We start from the raw sequence: 18,048 nt of genomic DNA on the forward strand, positions 1-18,048 counted from the left end.
GGGGAAAGCCTGTCAATTTGGTCCTTATCGACTTGATGGGCTTAGGCTGGTTAAATACTTATTAAGGAGGCAGTTAAAAAATATGAAAGAGAAATTTAATGAAGTCATTGATTGTTACGGTAATTCTAAGCTTAAGTGTGGTTGCTTGTGGAGGGGGAGATGAAAATAGCCCTTCTCTTGCGAGCCTTTCCAGTGAGTCAGTAACGCCTCCTGTCACACCTCGGCCCGACTTTATAAATAAATTTCCAGCGGGTGAGAATTTCGTAGAGCCGCTTGAGATACTAATTGGAAAGCACCAAGGCTTATCACAGCCTTCGACGGAGAGTGATTCCGTACCATGGCCCTCGTCTGAGCTTTATAACTCTATTAGGGGGAGTCGTGCGGGCCAAAAGAAAGACCCTCTGGTTAGGCGTTATTCTTCTGCTATTAATTCGAGATCAATCGTATCATCCCCTACCTCACCCGTTTCTAATTCTGCGCTTAGTATGGTTCAGTTTTCGACCAGGAAGAGCTCCAGAAATTCTATTGAGAGTCATCGCGCAGGCCAGCAGGTAGAGCCTCTTATTAGGCGCTGTCCTCTCCCTTCTAATCCAAAATCAATCGCCTCATCTTCCGTCTCGCCCCCGTCTAATTTTAGGCATAGTATGGATCAGTCTTTGATGGAGAGGAATTCCGCATCATGGCCTTCGGAGGTTTATATTCCTCTTGCGAAGAATTATGCATGCCCAAAAAAAGAAGCTCTTGTTAAGCGTTACTCTCTTCCTGTTTCTGTTGCCGCGGCATCTTCCATCTCGTCTGTGCTTGCGATTGTGACTGATATAAACCAACTTTCCATGAGTGAAAATTGGGTGGAGTCGCCGAAGTCTGGTGTAAATAGCTTAGAACATCAGGTTTCTCATTTAGGTATTTCATATAACGATTTGAAATCAAAGGTTTTTTCTGGGCTTTCTAGTGATTTTTCTCTCCTTTTATGTTTGGATACGTATTGCTTGTATGCTGATGATTCCAACGAAGAAGTAAAATTAAAGATATATTTCAATCGGCTATCCGAATCAGATTTTTGTGAGAAAAAATTTCTTAAGCTGAGTGAAGATAATATTACAAAAGATGAAATAATAAATACTGAAAGAGTAGTGTTATTAACTAATTTCGATATTGCCTCTGAGAATCTTGAAAATTTTCAAAAAAAAGAGGATGAATCTTATTTTCTGATAGTATTTCGCCGTTTTGAAGGAAATAAAAAATGGTATAAATATGCCCTAGTAGGTGATCAACCCTCATGGGAAGAGATCGAAGATAACCATTTTGAGCATTGGTTTGAGACGGGCGCACAATTTGTTTACTTTACTTCAGATGAGCTTAAAACAGTGAGGGAAGAGGAACAGGTGCCTCATTTGGAAGAAGTACAAGAGGAAGGAGTGGAGTAAGGTCTCTTTTAAGCCGCGTGAGCGATACAGTACAATTCGATCTCGCGCCAATTATTGCCGGCAAGGCCGCTGGCTCGCTATAAGTAGACATGAACGTATCATCTCAGGCTTTTGAAGCACAACAACCCGCTGCGCGCTTGCGCGAAATTCCGTATAACTACACCTCCTTTGCTGATCGAGAAATCGTCATCCGGCTGCTGGGCGAAGAAGCTTGGCATGCGCTCGACGAATTGCGCGGGCAACGCCGTACAGGTCGCTCCGCTCGGATGCTCTATGAAGTGCTAGGGGATATTTGGGCGGTACGCCGTAATCCCTATTTACAAGACGATCTGCTTGATAATCCAAAGCGCCGGACCCTGCTTATCAAAGCACTGAACCACCGCTTAGCTGAAATCGAAAAGCGGCGCCGCCTTGATTTAGATGCGTGTGCTGATGAAGTGAGCCGTGCGCGCACGGCTCGAGTGCAGCAATTACTCGTCGCCGCTCATGGGGCCGTGGCAGCGTTTAGCGCTGAGTTTGAGCGCATACGTGCGCTGCGCCAGCGTACGTTAAAAGTGCTAAGTCACTATACGCATAAAGATAATGTGAAATTCGATGGTCTCTCGCGCGTCTCGCATGTGACCGATGCAACCGATTGGCGTATTGAATTTCCGTTTGTTGTCCTGACCCCGGATCATGAAGCCGAAACGGCTGGTTTAGTTAAAGGCTGCATAGAACTTGGGTTGACGGTGATTCCGCGTGGCGGTGGCACCGGCTATACCGGCGGCGCTGTGCCGCTAACGCCCTGGTCAGCTGTCCTGAATACAGAAAAACTTGAGCAACTTGGCGCGGTTGAATTGATTGAACTGCCGGGTCACACAAGAGAGTGTCAAGCGGCCACGATTTTAAGCGGTGCGGGGGTCGTGACGCGGCGCGTAACTGAGGCGGCTGAGCAAGCAGGTTATGTCTTTGCGGTTGATCCCACTTCGCTCGATGCATCATGCATTGGTGGCAATATTGCTATGAATGCAGGTGGCAAAAAAGCGGTTTTGTGGGGTACGGCGCTTGATAATCTGATCTGGTGGCGGATGGTCGATCCAGATGGAAATTGGCTTGAAGTGACGCGCCTTGAGCATCATCAGGGTAAAATTCATGAGGTGCCGCTGACCCGCTTTGAATTGAAATGGTTCGATGGTAAACGCGCGCCAGGCGAAGCGTTGCTGCGCACAGAGACACTCGTGATAGAGGGTTGGCGTTTTCGTAAAGAAGGGCTTGGTAAAGATGTCACGGATAAATTTCTAGCTGGCTTGCCAGGGGTGCAAAAAGAAGGCTGCGATGGGCTGATTACAAGTGCGCGCTGGCTTTTACACAAAATGCCGGCGCATATCCGTACCGTTTGCCTTGAGTTTTTCGGTCAGGCGCGCGACGCGATTCCAGGCATTGTTGAGATTAAGCAATATTTATTTGAAGCCTCTGCAGCGGGCCGTGCGACCTTAGCAGGCCTTGAGCATTTAGATCAACGCTATCTACGCGCTGTGGGCTATGCGGCTAAATCGAAGCAGCATGGCGTGGACGCTACTTTGCCCAAAATGGTGCTGATTGGCGACATTGTTGGCGATGATGCAGACGCAGTGGCGGCGGCGGCCTCCGAGGTCGTACGCATAGCCAATAGCAAAAATGGCGAAGGCTTTGTTGCCGTGAGTGCGGAAGCGCGTAAGCGTTTTTGGCTGGATCGCTCGCGCACAGCTGCCATTGCGAAGCACACCAATGCGTTTAAAATCAATGAAGATGTAGTGATTCCACTCCATCGCATGGGTGAATATACGGATCATATCGAGCGGATTAATATTGAGTTGTCACTCAAGAATAAGCTGCAGTTGGTGAGCGCGCTTGAAACTTTTTTTAAGAGCCGGGCCCTGCCACTCAGTAAGAGCGGCGAAACCAATGACATTCCAAATGCTGAATGGCTTGAAGGCCGGCTACAGTATGTTCTCGATGTGCTAGACAAGGTCCACGTGCGCTGGGAATATGTGCGCGCAGAACTCGCTACGCCACTCGCTAGCGCCTATACTCAATTGCTGCAACTTGGCTATGCGCCGCTTGAATCCGCCTTTGAGCAACGCCTCAGCGCTCAGCCACAGGCCAGCCTATTCGATATAGTGCAAGACCATACCATCCGAATCTCATGGAAAAACGAAATTCTTAAGCCATTGCAACAGATTTTTAATGGCGCTGCATTTAAGCCGATTCTCGATGAAGTGCAGGCGATTCACCAGCGCGTACTGCGTGGGCGGCTGTTTATCGCCCTGCATATGCATGCCGGCGATGGTAATGTGCATACCAATATTCCCGTCAACTCAGACAATTATGAGATGTTGCAAGACGCGCATCAGGCCGTTGCACGCATTATGCAGCTTGCACGTTCGCTTGATGGCGTGATTTCTGGCGAGCACGGCATTGGCATCACTAAACTTGAGTTTCTGAGCGAGCCGGAGTTGGCTGACTTCCGGGCGTATAAGCGGCGGGTTGATCCTAATGGGCATTTTAATCAAGGCAAATTGCTTGAAAATGCAGATTTACGTCATGCGTATACGCCTAGTTTTGGGCTGATGGGCTATGAATCGCTTTTAATGCAGCAATCTGACATTGGTGCGATTGCCGATAGTATTAAAGACTGCTTGCGCTGTGGTAAATGCAAGCCAGTGTGCGCCACCCATGTGCCGCGAGCGAATCTATTATATAGCCCGCGCAATAAAATTCTGGCTACTTCGCTGTTGATTGAGGCTTTCTTATATGAGGAGCAGACGCGCCGTGGCATATCGCTGAAACATTGGGATGAATTTAACGATGTGGCTGACCATTGCACGGTGTGCCATAAGTGTTTGTCGCCCTGTCCCGTCAATATTGATTTTGGCGATGTGTCGATGAATATGCGTAATTTATTGCGCAAAATGGGTAAGAAAAAATTTAATCCAGGAACGGCGGTCAGTTTATTTTTTCTGAATGCGACGGCACCGAGAACGATTCGTTTCGCTCGTCAGATAATGATTGGCTGGGGCTATAAAATGCAACGGCTAGGTCACGTCGTGCTGAAAAGATTCGCCAAAAAGCAAACGGCGCGGCCCCCTACAAGTGTAGGTAGGGCTAAGGTTGTGGAGCAGGTGATTCACTTTGTTAACAAGAAAATGCCGGGTAATTTGCCGAAAAAAACCGCGCGCGCGTTGCTTGATATTGAAGACAATAAAATTGTGCCGATCATTCGCAATCCGCACACCACGACGGTCGATTCAGATGCCGTGTTTTATTTTCCCGGTTGTGGCTCCGAGCGGCTTTTTTCGCAAGTCGGGCTAGCGACGCAAGCGATGTTATGGCATGTGGGCGTGCAAACCGTACTGCCTCCTGGTTATTTGTGCTGTGGCTATCCGCAACGCGGTGCCGGGCAAGAGGACAAGGCAGGAAAAATCGTCACGGATAACCGCGTGCTATTTCACCGAGTGGCCAATACCTTGAATTACCTGGATATTAAGACTGTTGTTGTCTCGTGTGGAACGTGCTATGACCAGCTGGCAGGCTATGAGTTCGACAAAATTTTTCCAGGTTGCCGGTTAATTGATATTCACGAATTCCTCCTCGAAAAAGGGGTTAAACTGGAAGGCGTAGCGGGGGTGCGCTATATGTACCATGATCCTTGCCATACGCCAATTAAAACCATGAATCCGACGCAACTGGTCAACCAGTTAATGGGTACCGAGGCGGGTCCAGGCCAAATTGAAAAAAGTGACCGTTGTTGTGGTGAGGCGGGTACATTTGCGATTACGCGCCCGGATATCTCGACGCAAGTGCGTTTTCGTAAAGAGGAAGAGCTTAAGAAAGGTGCAGCGCGCGTGCGCGCGGATGGTTTTGCTGGCGAAGTTAAGGTGTTAACAAGCTGCCCATCTTGCTTGCAAGGGCTAGCGCGCTATCATGACGATGCTAATATTGATGCAGATTATATTGTGGTTGAAATGGCGCGTCACCTGCTAGGTGAAAATTGGTTGCCCGATTATGTGAAGCAGGCCAATGCGGGAGGAATTGAACGGGTGCTAGTATGACAAACTGTGTGTTATGCGAAACTGCTGGGGGCGATTTACTTTGGCATGACGATAAAGTGCGGGTTGTGACTATCGATGAAGCCGATTACCCGGGTTTTTGCCGGGTTATATGGAATAACCATATGACTGAGTTCTCGGAGCTTGAGCCTCGGCAACGGGAATATTTAATCGATATCGTCAGTCAAGTTGAGCGGATTATCCGGCGGGTGATGCAGCCCGTAAAAATGAACCTGGCTAGCCTTGGCAATCAAGTGCCGCATTTGCACTGGCACCTGATTCCGCGCTATGCTGATGACGCCCATTTCCCAGCGCCGATCTGGGGGCCGCGCGTGCGCGCCACAGCCGAAGCGGTTTTACAGCTACGCCGCAGCCGTGCACTTGAATTGCGAGCAGCCATCATGAGTGGTCTTGCAAGTCAGCCGGTGGTGGCGCCTCACTGATGATTTATTATGGAAGGTTGATCTAATGAGTAAAACGCACTTTGGCTTTCAGACGGTTGCTGAAAACGAGAAGGCGCGCAAAGTGGCAAACGTATTCGATTCGGTTGCCGCAAAATACGATTTAATGAATGATTTAATGTCGGTCGGTCTCCATCGGGCATGGAAAGCATTCACTGTTGCGCAAGCCGGTGTAAGGCCCGGTTTTAAGGTGCTTGACTTGGCTAGCGGCACCGGAGATTTGGCTAAAACTTTTGCCAAACAAGTGGGCGACTTGAATCAAGGTGGCGAGGTTTGGCTCACTGATATTAATGAATCGATGTTGCGCGTGGGCAGGGACCGCTTGCTCGATCAAGGTTTGATCACACCCACACTCTTATGCGACGCAGAGCGAATTCCGTTTCCTGCTGGCTATTTTGATGTGGTGACGGTGGCTTTTGGTTTACGTAATATGACGCATAAAGAGGTGGCACTCGCCGAAATGCGGCGCGTGCTCAAACCGGGTGGCAAATTATTAGTGCTTGAATTCTCAAAGATCTGGGCGCCCTTGGCTAAGCTGTATGATTTTTATTCATTTAAAATATTGCCATGGCTTGGCCACAAGGTTACGCGTGATGCGCAGAGTTACCGCTATCTAGCTGAATCGATCCGGGTCCACCCTGATCAAAACGTTTTGCAGGCGATGATGGCACAAGCAGGTTTCGATCAGGTCAATTATCATAATTTGGCGGCAGGGGCGGTTGCCCTGCATATTGGCATAAAATATTAATTTTCTAACTGAGGTCTATCCAATGTTTTCTTTATCAGCTATACAGTTTGCTGATTTCTCTCTAAGTTCATTGGCTCGTGCTGGCCGGAATTTCCTGGTGCGGCGGATGGCCAGGCTGACTTTAAAGCGCGTTGTTGTGCTGATGCTAGCCAGTGTGCTCGCGCTGGGACTGATGATGCAAGAGGCTGAGGCTAAACGCATGGGCGGCGGCCGTAGCAGTGGTCGCCAAGCGCAGATGTTTAAGCGCCAGCAAGCCGCTCCTAATCCGCGCCCAAGTCGGCCCCATGCGGCTGCCCAGCCAACGCGTAATCGTTGGCTCGGTCCGCTGGCCGGGATTGCTGCTGGGCTAGGGATTGGCGCTCTTTTGTCTCACCTAGGTTTAGGTGGAGCGTTAGGTGGCTTGCTCTCTAACCTAATTATCATTGGCGGAATTGCTCTACTTGGCTATTGGTTGGTGCGTTGGCTTGCCGCGCGACAGGCGCGTAATAGCGTGGCGGCTTCGCCAGCGTTTATGCGTGGTGCGCATGAGCCGGCAATGGCTTCAAACGCTGGCTCGAATTTCGATATGCGTGCGGGTTTTGCGCAAGATCAGAAAGGTCTGGCGTCGCAATTTAGCGGCGGTATGGCGTCTGCTCATACAGCAGTACAGCCTGTAAACGCTGTGCCAGCCCATTTTGATACGACGCTTTTTTTGCGTAACGCCAAAGTTCTTTTCGTCCGCCTACAGGCCGCTTGGGATGCCGGCGATGCGGCCGATATTCGTGAATTCACAACCCCGGCCATGTTTGCTGAGATCAAACTCGATCTAGCTGAGCGCGGTATGGCGTTGAATCAAACAGAAATTGTGCAACTTGAAGCCGCGCTGATTGGCCTTGAAGAGCAAGCAGGCGAGACTTTAGCGAGCGTACAATTCTCAGGATTGATTCGGGAAGAGCTGGGGACCCATGCTCAGCCGTTTTCTGAACAATGGAATCTCACTAAACGAGGCCATGAAGGTTGGTTACTGGCTGGCATTGAGCAAGATACTTCACCTAGCGGCGTGCCATTACTTTCTTAGTGCGTTTGATTTAACTAAAAACATTTTTTGGGCGCTTCTTGTAGGCGCCCTTTATTATGTTAGCGCTTGCATTGTATCGCCCACTGCTAGCTAAATGCTATGTCTACTCCTGCTTTAACTGTTATGCTGCTTGACGACCATCCGGTAGTACTGGATGGATTTAAGACGCAATTATGCGCCGCGCCGGATATTAAGATCGTTGGTACTTTCATTACCAGCCGTGCGTTGCTAGCTGCGCTTAGAAGTCATACTTGTGATGTTTTACTGATAGATTATTCATTGGGTGAGCGCGATCTTGATGGCGTTAATTTGGTCCGCTATCTAAGCGTGCGTTATGAAAGGATTAAAGTCCTTGTGGCCTCAGCGCATCATGATCCAGCCACCATGATGTTAGTGATGCGAGCGGGCGCGCGCGGTTTTTTTAGTAAGCGCCAGAATTTAGCCGAGCTACCGCAGGCGATTCGTATCGTTGCCTCCGGGCAGGCTTACTTAGGCGTGCAGTTGGCAGAACAACTTTCTGGCCCATCTTATGCGCTAAGCGAAGTGGTCACTTTGGGGCATACGGGGCAGGATTCACGTACGGATTACGATATCTTATCTCCCCGTGAACGTGAAGTTTTACGTTGTTGTCTTGAGGGCCTGACATTGACGCAAATTTCAGAAAAATTCTCACGCAGTATAAAAACAGTAAGTGCTCAAAAGAGGGCTGCTTACCGTAAATTGGGTATTCAGAATGACTGCCAACTTTTTAAAATTGGCCCTTCTTTGAAAGCCAAGGTAAATCAAGGCTAGCCCTTTTAGCTAAATGACTGACTGCCTAGGGTAGTTGGTATGCTATCGGCTTTGCAGCATTCACTTCCCCATCAAGCTAAAAACCACATGCATAACCCAGTAGACCATGACAAAGCTGAACGTGCTGCAGCGCTGCGCGCGCAAATCGAGCAGCACAATGATGCCTATTACGTACAGGATGCCCCGGCAATACCTGATGCCGAATACGACCAATTGTTTGCCGAGTTGGTAGACATTGAAACAGAAAATCCTCATTTGCTGACACCAGACTCGCCTACGCAACGCGTAGGCGGCCAGGTTGCCGAGGGTTTTAAGCCGGTTGTGCATACGGTGCCGATGCTGTCGCTGAACAATGGTTTTAGCGATGAAGAGATTGAAGCATTTGATAAACGTTGCGCGCAAGGGCTGAATAAAACAGAGTTGGATACAGGCCTAAACTATGCTTGTGAACTCAAGTTTGATGGACTTGCGGTTTCATTGCGTTACCTCGACGGGGTACTGACGCAGGCGGCAACTCGGGGCGATGGCGTGCGCGGAGAGGATATTACGGCCAATATCCGCACGCTACGCTCGATTCCGCTGCGTTTGTATGGGTCCTCTATCCCTGAGCTGCTTGAAGTGCGTGGCGAAGTGTTTATGCTCAAAAGTGCTTTTGACACATTAAATGAGCGTCAGCGCGCAGCGGGTCAGCGAGAGTTTGCTAATCCGCGTAATGCAGCGGCAGGCAGCTTGCGCCAGCTCAATCCAAAAATCACCGCCAGCCGGCCACTGTCATTTTTTGCTTATGGGATAGGTGCGCTTGCCGGCGTTGCCATGCCACCCACGCACCAAGCTTTGCTGGATTGGTATCTGGAGCTGGGCCTCCCAGTCTGTGAAATGCGTGCGGTCGTGCAAGGAGCAGTGGGGTTACTTGGCTTTTTTAAGGCAATGAGCGAGCAACGCAATAGTTTGCCTTATGAAATCGACGGTGTCGTATACAAATTGAACCAGTTGGAAGATCAATTGCGGCTTGGTTTTGTTGCGCGTGCGCCGCGCTTTGCACTGGCGCATAAATTTCCTGCACAAGAGGCCTTGACCAAGTTGATTGCAATCGAGGTTAATGTGGGCCGCACCGGTGCGGTTACGCCGATCGCACGGCTTGAACCCGTGTTTGTGGGGGGCGCAATGGTGACCAATGCGACCCTGCACAATGAAGATGAAGTGCGGCGCAAAGATATTTTGATTGGCGATACAGTGATTGTGCGGCGGGCTGGCGATGTGATTCCAGAAGTGGTGAGCGCATTAATTGAGCGCCGGCCCATCGATGCGCACCGTTTTGAGATGCCAACTGAGTGTCCAGTATGCGGATCTGCGATTGAACGCTTGCCCGGTGAGGTGGTTGCTCGTTGCACGGGGGCCCTGGCTTGCGCCGCACAGCGTAAGCAAGCACTTTGGCACTTTGCTCAGCGGCGCGCGCTGGAGATTGATGGTCTGGGAGAAAAAATTATCGATCAACTGGTCGAACAAGAGCTGGTGCGTACGCCTGCCGATTTGTTTAAGCTAGACGTTGCAACGCTGGTTGCGCTTGAACGTTTTGCTGACAAGTCTGCCCAAAACCTGCTTGCTGCATTGCAACATGCTAAGCAGACTACGTTGGCTCGTTTTATCTATGCACTTGGTATACGCCACGTTGGCGAGTCAACTGCGCTTGGTTTAGCGCGTTATTTCGGTGCGCTTGATTCGCTGATACAGGCGTCCCGCGAAGGATTGCTCGAAGTCGATGAGGTCGGGCCGGTGGTGGCGGAATCCATCCTCCAATTTTTTGCCCAAGCGCATAATCTCGAGGTGATTGAACAATTGCGCGCAGCCGGTGTAACCTGGCCTGAAGGGCCACCTGCTGCGCGGCCTAGTGCTGGACCGTTGGCCGGTAAGACGGTCGTCCTAACGGGCAGTTTACCTAACTTAACCCGCGAACAAGCAAAGGCGCAACTGGAAGCCGCGGGCGCCAAAGTCGCGGCTTCAGTCTCCAGCAAAACCCATTATGTGATTGCTGGGGCAGATGCTGGTAGCAAACTCGCGAAAGCGGAGGCGCTAGGGGTTGAGGTGCTTGATGAAGAGGGTTTGCGCCAGTTGTTGGCAAGCGTAGAGTCGCCGCAAGATCTTTAGTGCCGGTGGCTCAAAATCTCAGACTGCAATGGCGCGGAGTAATTCGGTTTCAAGCTGAATCTGTTGCCGGTGGTTAGCGAGTTTTGCACCGGCGAGCAAAAACATGTCTTCAACGCGCTCTCCTAGCGTATTGATGCGTGCTGCATGTAGGCTGATTTGGTGTGCCGCGAGTATATAGGCAATTGCATAGAGGAGCCCTGGCCGGTCATTGGCTGAGAGTGACAGGATGTAATATTGGCCACGTTCATCGGCGCGCAAATTAACCCGTGGCGTGCTCGGAAAAGTACGTGATTGCCTTGACAGCCTGCCTGGAGATGGGCTGCGTAGTGGTTTGGCGGCCGCCAGATGGAGCGCTAATTGCCGCTCAATGCGCGCGGTGATTTCATCGTAGTCGTGCAGCGTTTCATTTGCTGCTCTATGCGGATTGTCGTCTAGGCTGTAATAAGCGTGAGTCACAAAGAAACTATCCAGCGCATAGCCATGGCGGGTGGTGTGGATGCGCGCATCTAATACGGATAGAGCATGACGGTCGAAGTAACTACAAATACCGGCAAACAAATCGGCTTGATCTTTCATATAGACCAGCACTTGCACCCCTTCCCCAAGCGGTGAGCGACGAGCTCGGACAATCGGCTGAGGGGTTTCGAGATATAAATAAAGTGCATGCGTTTGCCAGGCAATATCGGGGGCGTCATGGCGTAAAAAGTAAGCAATGTCTAGCTGCTCCCAAAAAGCTTGGGAGGCACCCGCCGGGATCAAGTGCTGCTGCAGCAGCACGAGTGCTTGCTCTTTACGGAGCGCCAGCGCCGAATGCGTATTGGGTTGCATACCGCCGAGTGTATTTAGGGTGAGCCGGTACAAGTCTTCAAGTAATTTGCCTTTCCAGGCATTCCAAACCTTCGGACTCGTGCCGCGAATATCGGCCACCGTCAGTAAATAAAGCGCGGTAAGTTGGCGCTCGGTTTGTACTTGATCTGCAAAACGCTTGACGACGTGCGCATCGCTGGTATCTTGTTTTTGTGCGACTCGGCTCATGGTTAAATGGTGCTCGACCAGCCAGACAATCAAGTGAGCATCTGCAGCCGCTAGCTTGTGCTCGCGGCAAAAGCGCTGTGTTTCGGCCATGCCAAGGATTGAATGGTCGCCTCCCCGTCCCTTGGCAATGTCATGAAAAAGTGCGGCAATCATGAGTACCCATGGCTGTTCAAAATTCATCATCAATTGGCTGCAGAATGGATATTCATGAGCATGTTCTGCAACGCCAAAGCGGTGCAAATTGCGCAACACCATTAAGATATGTTGATCTACTGTATAGGCATGATAAAGATCGTGCTGCATTTGCCCCACGATCCGCCAAAAGCTTAATAAGTAGCGACCCAGCACACTCGTTTGGTTCATCAGTCCCAGGGCGTGGGCGGTGCCTGAGCTCTCTGTAGAGTTCTGCGATAGCTGCAAAATCTCAAGAAAGTGTTGGCGGTTTTGTGGCGAGCGGCGCCACTCTTGGTTCATCACGTTGCGCGCATTGTATAAGGCACGCAACGTGCGAGTCGATAAGCCCTTAACGCCGGGAGTGCGCTCGCACAGCAAAAAAGTTTCAAAAATCGCATCAGGTTCGCGCTGATACAGATCATCTTGCAGAATTTCGATCATGCCTTGTTTTTCAGCGAAGCGCTCGGACAGTCTATGCGTAATGCCGCTTGTCTCTGGAAAAAAGTGCGCTTCAATCGTTTGCAGCAAAATCGTGGTGAGCTGGGTGACAGCCTTAGCCGCCCAGTAATAGCGACGCATCATTTGCTCGCTAGCACGCTTAGCAGGCGTTGCGCGATAGCCGAAGCTTTCAGCCAGCTGTGTTTGAAAATCAAAAGCAATCACATCTTGCCGCCGGCCAGCCAAAATATGCAGCCGGGCGCGTAGCGTTTTTAAAAAGAGTTCGTTGCGGCGCAATTCACGAGCTTCGCGCACGGTGAGTTGGCCGCCTAGCTCAAGTTCGTGCCAGCTATGGCCAAAGCCGGCTGTACGCGTCAACCATAGAATAAGCTGCAAATCGCGTAATCCGCCTGGGCTTTCCTTGCAATTAGGTTCAAGGCTATAGGGAGAATCCTGAAACTTCGCATGGCGTTGTTGCATTTCAAGCAGCTTTGCCTGGAAGAATGCGCGCGTATCCAGGGCTTGATTAAAGCAGCTTATAAACTGACTAAAGAGCGCTAAGTCGCCGCCGATACGGCGCGCTTCGAGGAGGGCAGTTTGCACCGTAATATCTTGGCTCGCCGCCTCTATACACTGTGCGATGGTGCGTACGCTGCTGCTAATTTCCAGGCCAAGGTCCCAAGCCATACCAATAAAGGATTCGAGCTTAGCGGTTAAGTTGGCATCGGGTTCAGCAGGCAACAAAATGAGAATATCGAGGTCAGAGTGGGGCGCCAGTTCGCCCCGGCCAAAACCGCCCACTGCCGTTAGCACAAAAGATGGCGGTAGCTGACATAAGTGCCATGCATTTAAAAGCGCGTGATCGGCAGTGCGTGCTAGCGCACGCATGAATGTATCAATTTTGCCGATGGCGTTAAACTTTTCAATGAGTGCGGCTTTGGTGGTTTTAAAGCTGGCAGCTTGAGCCGTAGGGTTGCCAGGCAAACGCTTACTTTGCATCGCACTCATTGTCAATTTGCATCGAGTACAAAATAGTTAATCATAAAGCAACGGCTTAAACGGCGACGCTATTTGTTGGACGTGCTGGGGAACCCGCCGATACGGTGAGCACTTCATGGCCCGTTTCTGTGACCAGTACCGTATGTTCCCACTGGGCAGAAAGGCTGCGATCCCGCGTTTTCACGGTCCAATGATCCGGCATCGTGCGAATCTCGCGGCGCCCGGCGTTAATCATCGGCTCAATCGTAAAGATCATGCCTGCCGCGAGTTTAAGACCGGTGCCTGGCCGGCCATAATGAAGCACTTGTGGATCTTCATGGAAGACTTTCCCAATACCGTGTCCGCAATATTCGCGCACGATGCTATAGCCTTGTGCTTGGGCATGTCGCTGAATGGCATAGCCAATATCGCCTAGCTGCGCGCCGGGGCGCACTTGATCGATGCCTAGCCACATGCATTCATAGGTTGTTTGCACGAGCCGCTTGGCGAGGATTGAACCCTCGCCCACAATAAACATGCGGCTCGTATCCCCAAAATACCCATCTTTAATCACGGTAATATCAATATTTAAGGCATCGCCATTTTTGAGCACCTTGTCACCCGGAATGCCGTGACAAACGACATCATTCACTGAAATGCAGGTCGCTTTAGGATAGGGCGGGTAGCCATCGGGCTGATAATTCAGTGGGGCTGGAATCGTTTTTTGCTCGTCGAGCATATATTGGTGGCACAGGCGATCAAGTTCGCCGGTCTTGATGCCAGCCGCGACAAACGGCGTAATGTAATCCAGCACTTCGCCCGCTAGTCGGCAAGCAACACGCATCTGCGCGATATCGTTTTCATTTTTAATGGTAATACTCATATTTTTGTCCAATTGTCTTAGCTGCGCTCATTTGTATTATGACCTCATGAGAGTATCGAGTGCAAGCGCATAGCAGCGAAGGCTGGGCCTGCTGACGAATGGATTTGAATAGTTGGGAATTAAAAGACGTTTCTTTAAGCGCCGATTTGTGGAATAATCTGGATACCACGGGGCCGACTTGGTTTCGACGTGGGTTGCAAAGCAATGTAGGGCATACCGAGGACCCGTTACCTCGTTAATCAATGGGAAAAAAAGTAACTGCAAACGACAAAACGTTCGCTGTAGCCGCTTAATTGCGGCTCGCCTCGCACTCGCTCTCTGACGGGTTAGGGTCGCAAGACCGCGCGAGGTCATTTACGTCAGACCGTAGTAGGTGATGTCACGGCGTCTACTATTAAATCTAGTGAATCGCTGTAGTAGAGCGTGTTCGTCCGCGCTGCTGCAGTTAAATTAAATGATTGAACTAAGTATGTAGAACTGCTTGTAGAGTGCTTGCGGACGCGGGTTCGATTCCCGCCGGCTCCACCAATATTTCCTTTGAAATCAATGGGTTAGAATTTTTGAAATATCGTTTTTTACCCCTGATTACCACTCATTTCTGATCGGAAAGACAGCATTCCGACAGCATTTTTTTAGCAAAAAGCGCTGTAGCCTTTTCTCCGGCTTGCTGATCTGCTGACGGCATCCAGCGACCATAGCGACGAGCGATCATTGTCCAATTTGGTTTAATACCGCCGAATGCCGCAGCAATTAATCACGATTCTCAGCCAGCTTAATCAAGTAAGACGCTTGAGACAGGCTAAACCTTGCCTACACTATGCCTAGCTTGCCAAGCTGCCAGTTGCATGGGGCGTAATCCGTAGCGAGCCAACACACCTTCATGCAAACGCCGCAACTCTTCAAGCGTCAACGCTAAGACATCTGCGCGCTTTTCTTCAGGTATGCCATGTTCTTGCAAATAACCCTCTAGCAAAGCTAAAGCATCCTGCTCTGGGCGCACTACCACATCGTGCACCATGCGCTTAATCAAAGTGCCATAGGCCAAACGTACTGGGTCTGGCTCAACTAAATCCCGCTTAAGCACAACATATTCTTGGGTCGAACGCTCATAAGCCCAAAGATATAAATCTCGTAATAATTGGATGCGTGTTAGCTCATAGACACCGAGAATAGCGCAGCTGTAGGCAGCTTCAGACACACCTAGAAAAGTAAGAGGACACAGATTCGTGCGCAACAGAGGCAAATTCGCAGCTAGCCTCGAAACCCGTTTATTTACATCAGCGAAGGGTTGCAAATAAGGCAGATGTACCATCATGAAAAAAGACTGCTCGAATGGGTCAGTGATTTTGCTCGCTTTATTTAACAATTTATCTAGCGCCTCACTAATCTGAGCCGGCACGGCAAGCGGCCGATAAACGCTTTGGCCAATTTCCACAGCATGTTGGCGCAGGCGCCCTTCGTCGGCTGGGTTCGATAATAAATTTTCTGCTAATAAACTATGTAAATTAAGCAACGTATAACGATTACATCCAACTACCTCTGCGTTCTCCACCAGCAACTCAATGGCCGCTTTATGGTTGAGAATCATCTGGGTTTCAAAAGCCGTCTTATTCGTTGCGACATGGCCGTGCTCAAGCAACTCCCGTGTATCGAGGCGACTGTAAGTATTCCCTTCTAGTTGGCTCGAAGCCCATGATAAGTCAATCAACAATCGATTCAATAGAGTGCGGCCATACGTACCAGCAGGTAATTTGGCCTGGCCTGCATCGCCCATTTTCCATAACTGACGGCGCAGTGGCGCAGGTAAATACCAGCTCTGATTGGGCCGATAACTCTCTAGAAGATCCCATTGATATCCAACTGGCTTGCGCACCATAAGAGGTTGATTGACGTACGCCAAAATCTCTTGGCTGTCTAAAGATAAAGAAATTGCGCTGGGGAAAACCGCGCTGAGCTCGGGCGCAGTAACTGAAGATGGGGTAGCCACCACATATCGTCTAGCGCGCCCTTCCCCCACACCCACGATTTTTCTCTGGGTAATCGATTGACTCAACCAACGCTGAACGGTTCGGCGCGCCAGCTCGGGATGCAGAGTAAGCAGCTTAGCTAAAGTAAGCCCTTCGGGGGAATGTTGGATAGAAAGTAATAATTGTTTAGCAGATGACTTCATTTAACGCTCTTTACTTCTGAATATGAAGCAATTATGGCGCAGTTTTTATAACTGCGCCATAAAAGTGGCGCAGTTTTTATAACCGCGCCACTTTTAATCAGAATTATTTATGCTAAACCTCATTTGAATGCGCTGCGCATTTATGAATGAAGCGGCTCTAAAAGCTGCCCCTTTACAGGATGCAGTAGACCTCAAAATAGCCACTGATGACGAAAGACAGCGCCTAAAAGCATGGAAACTGTATCGCGTCAAACTTAACCGCATTGAGCAACAGCCAGGCTTTCCGGCTCAGGTTGATTGGCCTAAACCGTCTGATCAATCTACCGTCAACACTATTGGTTTCAGCCTCGCTTGGATCAAATCAATGCGATTTATCCTAGGGCGTGTTGACGTTTCACATAGGCAGCCACAAGAAAGCGCATGCGATAGTGACCATACTCTCATAATTGCGTTTTAACTTATCGAATCGGGTTGCTAATGAAGCTGTTTTAACCGCGCGAAGGCTGTAATGCTAAACTCAATCGGTTTCCCCAAAAGCATCGACTGCTAAATGGATTTTGGTGGTCTGACCCGCATGACTTTTCCCGATGGCTTCATCTCGCTCACTTGCCGCTCCAGCGCTGTGCTGGTGAGCTTTGATATAGCTACCATCAATAAACGTCCACTCTAAATCCAATTGCCCAACCTCCGAAAAATCAAACGACTATCGCAGCACGATCCAGAACGAAATTCAAGATTTTTGAAAGGATGGTAGCAGAATATAGGATATTATAGCTATACCTAAATCAATCAAAGTACGGGTAAAACATGAGAAAACTTGATGTCAGTGTCATTATTCCGTTTTACAAAAAAGAAAGTGAATTTAAATTTGCGATTGAAAAAAATTATAAGCAATTTGAAAATATAAAAGAATTAATAATAGTATTTGATGAGCCAATAAATATTGATATTGATCGATATTTATTTAATTAATTAAATATAAAATACATTATAAATTTTATCAAAATTATGAAAAACACCCATGGAGAAATCCAAGTGTTGTCATTAATTTTGGACTCGCGCAAGCAACAGGAAAATATTGTATCGTCATTTCACCAGAATCAATCTTACTTGACAATGCTATTCATTCACTAGTATGTGAATGCGATGAGAATACATTTACAGTTGGCTCTATTCTATTTACGACATACGACTACTATGCGTCACATTGTAGTAATAATGAAATCTTGATGAGCCACTATGGTAATGAAACAAGATGCGAAAAATTTATAAGCGGATTTAATTATGGTTCTATTTGTTGCACCAAAGAAAATTTAGAAAAAGTGGAATATTATACAAATGACTTTATTAAAAAAGGATGGGGCGGAGAGGACGATAACATTAGATCAAAATTAGAAGCAAAAGGTATTGTTAAGAAAATTTTGAATGATGCCAAATTATTGCATTTGGAATCTAATCGTGAGTTTGAAATGAGATTTCTTAAAATGAAGAATATTATTCACCAAGGTAGTGAATTGGCATACGATAATTTTTCTAAAATTGATTGAATTAATTGGGAAGCTTTTGTATATTTTATTGTGTTTCATTTTACGTTAAATACTCACTATATGCAGAATGTTAGCTCGTTAACTAAACAGCCAGTTGTCGTATTAACCTTTGACACATTACCGACG

At 48.9% G+C, this 18,048-nt stretch carries 13 protein-coding genes, 1 other RNA gene and 1 pseudogene; 11 read left to right on the forward strand and 4 right to left on the reverse strand.

Features of this window, described 5'->3' with window-relative positions:
• Window positions 1–644: 644 nt before the first annotated feature.
• From NQD60_RS02720 to ligA, 7 genes are all read left to right on the forward strand, one after another.
• Complete coding sequence (locus NQD60_RS02720; protein WP_257100959.1) at window positions 645–1,427, forward strand: hypothetical protein; 783 nt, start codon at window positions 645–647, stop codon at window positions 1,425–1,427.
• Window positions 1,428–1,516: 89 nt separating this feature from the next.
• Entirely contained in the window at window positions 1,517–5,497 is a 3,981-nt protein-coding gene (locus tag NQD60_RS02725; RefSeq protein WP_257100960.1) for an FAD/FMN-binding oxidoreductase, read from the forward strand.
• Complete coding sequence (locus NQD60_RS02730) at window positions 5,494–5,937, forward strand: HIT family protein (RefSeq protein ID WP_257100961.1); 444 nt, start codon at window positions 5,494–5,496, stop codon at window positions 5,935–5,937. The genes NQD60_RS02725 and NQD60_RS02730 overlap by 4 nt, the downstream gene beginning before the upstream one ends.
• A gap of 25 nt (window positions 5,938–5,962) precedes the next feature.
• Window positions 5,963–6,703 (forward strand): bifunctional demethylmenaquinone methyltransferase/2-methoxy-6-polyprenyl-1,4-benzoquinol methylase UbiE, encoded by a 741-nt coding sequence (gene ubiE / locus NQD60_RS02735; protein WP_257100962.1) that lies wholly within the window; start codon window positions 5,963–5,965, stop codon window positions 6,701–6,703.
• A 22-nt stretch (window positions 6,704–6,725) separates the two neighbouring features.
• Window positions 6,726–7,760, forward strand: coding sequence for a Tim44 domain-containing protein (locus NQD60_RS02740; protein WP_257100963.1), 1,035 nt, complete (start codon window positions 6,726–6,728; stop codon window positions 7,758–7,760).
• 99 nt (window positions 7,761–7,859) lie between these two features.
• Window positions 7,860–8,552, forward strand: a complete 693-nt coding sequence (locus tag NQD60_RS02745) for a response regulator transcription factor (protein ID WP_257100964.1) — start codon at window positions 7,860–7,862, stop codon at window positions 8,550–8,552.
• A gap of 87 nt (window positions 8,553–8,639) precedes the next feature.
• On the forward strand, window positions 8,640–10,697 hold the full coding sequence (gene ligA, locus NQD60_RS02750; RefSeq protein WP_257100965.1) for an NAD-dependent DNA ligase LigA: 2,058 nt from the start codon (window positions 8,640–8,642) through the stop codon (window positions 10,695–10,697).
• An 18-nt stretch (window positions 10,698–10,715) separates the two neighbouring features.
• Here ligA and NQD60_RS02755 read toward each other — a convergent pair whose 3' ends face one another.
• Window positions 10,716–13,352, reverse strand: coding sequence for a [protein-PII] uridylyltransferase (locus NQD60_RS02755; RefSeq protein ID WP_257100966.1), 2,637 nt, complete (start codon window positions 13,350–13,352; stop codon window positions 10,716–10,718).
• A gap of 46 nt (window positions 13,353–13,398) precedes the next feature.
• Entirely contained in the window at window positions 13,399–14,205 is an 807-nt protein-coding gene (gene map / locus NQD60_RS02760) for a type I methionyl aminopeptidase (RefSeq protein WP_257100967.1), read from the reverse strand.
• A 169-nt stretch (window positions 14,206–14,374) separates the two neighbouring features.
• Between map and ssrA the strand changes: the two genes are divergently transcribed.
• Window positions 14,375–14,733, forward strand: a transfer-messenger RNA (tmRNA) gene (gene ssrA / locus NQD60_RS02765).
• Between the two features lie 271 nt (window positions 14,734–15,004).
• Here the strand turns inward: ssrA and NQD60_RS02770 are convergent.
• Window positions 15,005–16,375 (reverse strand): Fic family protein, encoded by a 1,371-nt coding sequence (locus NQD60_RS02770; RefSeq protein WP_257100968.1) that lies wholly within the window; start codon window positions 16,373–16,375, stop codon window positions 15,005–15,007.
• Window positions 16,376–16,517: 142 nt separating this feature from the next.
• Here NQD60_RS02770 and NQD60_RS09130 point away from each other — a divergent pair, with 142 nt between their 5' ends.
• Complete coding sequence (locus NQD60_RS09130) at window positions 16,518–16,832, forward strand: tail fiber assembly protein (protein WP_306438080.1); 315 nt, start codon at window positions 16,518–16,520, stop codon at window positions 16,830–16,832.
• Here the strand turns inward: NQD60_RS09130 and NQD60_RS02780 are convergent.
• A pseudogene (locus NQD60_RS02780) lies at window positions 16,770–17,060 on the reverse strand (IS5/IS1182 family transposase); the annotation flags it as partial. The gene NQD60_RS09130 and the pseudogene NQD60_RS02780 sit on opposite strands and share 63 nt — an antisense overlap.
• A 122-nt stretch (window positions 17,061–17,182) precedes the next feature.
• Between NQD60_RS02780 and NQD60_RS02785 the strand changes: the two are divergent.
• Together NQD60_RS02785 and NQD60_RS02790 are read left to right on the forward strand one after the other, a co-directional pair.
• Entirely contained in the window at window positions 17,183–17,347 is a 165-nt protein-coding gene (locus NQD60_RS02785; protein WP_257100969.1) for a hypothetical protein, read from the forward strand.
• A 257-nt stretch (window positions 17,348–17,604) separates the two neighbouring features.
• A complete protein-coding gene (locus NQD60_RS02790; protein WP_257100970.1) occupies window positions 17,605–17,922 on the forward strand; it encodes a galactosyltransferase-related protein in 318 nt (105 codons plus the stop codon).
• Window positions 17,923–18,048: the final 126 nt, after the last annotated feature.

Origin of the sequence: Mycoavidus sp. SF9855 (assembly GCF_024582735.1) — a bacterium.
In the GTDB taxonomy this organism is placed as follows: domain Bacteria; phylum Pseudomonadota; class Gammaproteobacteria; order Burkholderiales; family Burkholderiaceae; genus Mycoavidus.